Annotated in this window: 1 protein-coding gene and 2 tRNA genes; 1 reads left to right on the top strand and 2 read right to left on the bottom strand. The window is 68.5% G+C overall.

Features of this window, described 5'->3' with window-relative positions; all coding sequences use genetic code 11:
* Together G6W55_RS38045 and G6W55_RS38040 are read right to left on the bottom strand one after the other, a co-directional pair.
* Window positions 1–200 (bottom strand): trigger factor family protein (locus tag G6W55_RS38045; protein ID WP_175525107.1); only part of this gene is annotated, 200 nt, incomplete at its 3' end.
* A gap of 194 nt (window positions 201–394) precedes the next feature.
* A tRNA-Pro gene (locus G6W55_RS38040) sits at window positions 395–471 on the bottom strand.
* 165 nt (window positions 472–636) lie between these two features.
* On the opposite strand from G6W55_RS38040, the gene G6W55_RS38035 reads away from it, so the two are divergent.
* Window positions 637–710, top strand: a tRNA-Gly gene (locus tag G6W55_RS38035).

The raw sequence follows: 710 nt of genomic DNA, 5'->3' as shown, positions 1-710 counted from the left end.
GCCTCCTCCAGCACCGCACCGCGGCCGAACCGCTGGTCGATGACCCGGGCGGGGATCTTGCCCTTGCGGAAGCCCTTCACCGTGACCTGCTGGTTGATCTTCTTGTACGCCGCGTCGAGGCTGTCCTTGAGCTCCTCGAAGGGCACCTCGACAGTGAGCCGAACCCGGGTCGGGTTCAGGGTCTCCACGGCGCTCTTCACGGTTCGGTCTCCTTGGTGGCTGACATCTTGGTGTTCGCCGGAGCCTGACAGGCCCGGCGATTTCGCCGCCCGCCGGTGTTCGTGGGGCGATCAGGCCGGACACGGACACACGGGCGCGCAGCTTGCATAGTAACCGCAGCCGACGAGCCGCCCAAAGACGATCACCGGCCAGGCGCACGGTGTGATCGCGCAGGTGGTCGGGGTGGCGGGATTTGAACCCACGGCCTTCCGCTCCCAAAGCGGACGCGCTACCAAGCTGCGCCACACCCCGTCTGGTGCGACACGAAGGGTACAGGCTCGAAGCCCCGCCCGACCGCCGCTTTCCACCAGCGCACGGGGGCACGCGGGGGCGCGCCGAAACGGGGTGTGCGGGCGGGGGTGCCGACCCGCTACGATGCGTGCAGTGCCGCGGTCCTCGACACGCGGCGCGTCCTGTGCGGGCGTAGCTCAATGGTAGAGCCCTAGTCTTCCAAACTAGCTACGCGGGTTCGATTCCCGTCGCCCGCTCCA

Origin of the sequence: Streptomyces sp. CAI-85 (genome assembly GCF_013363615.1) — a bacterium.
Taxonomy (GTDB): Bacteria; Actinomycetota; Actinomycetes; order Streptomycetales; family Streptomycetaceae; genus Streptomyces; species Streptomyces antibioticus_B.
The sequence above is the reverse complement of the archived record's forward strand: the minus strand, read 5'-3'. Positions and strand labels throughout refer to the sequence as shown.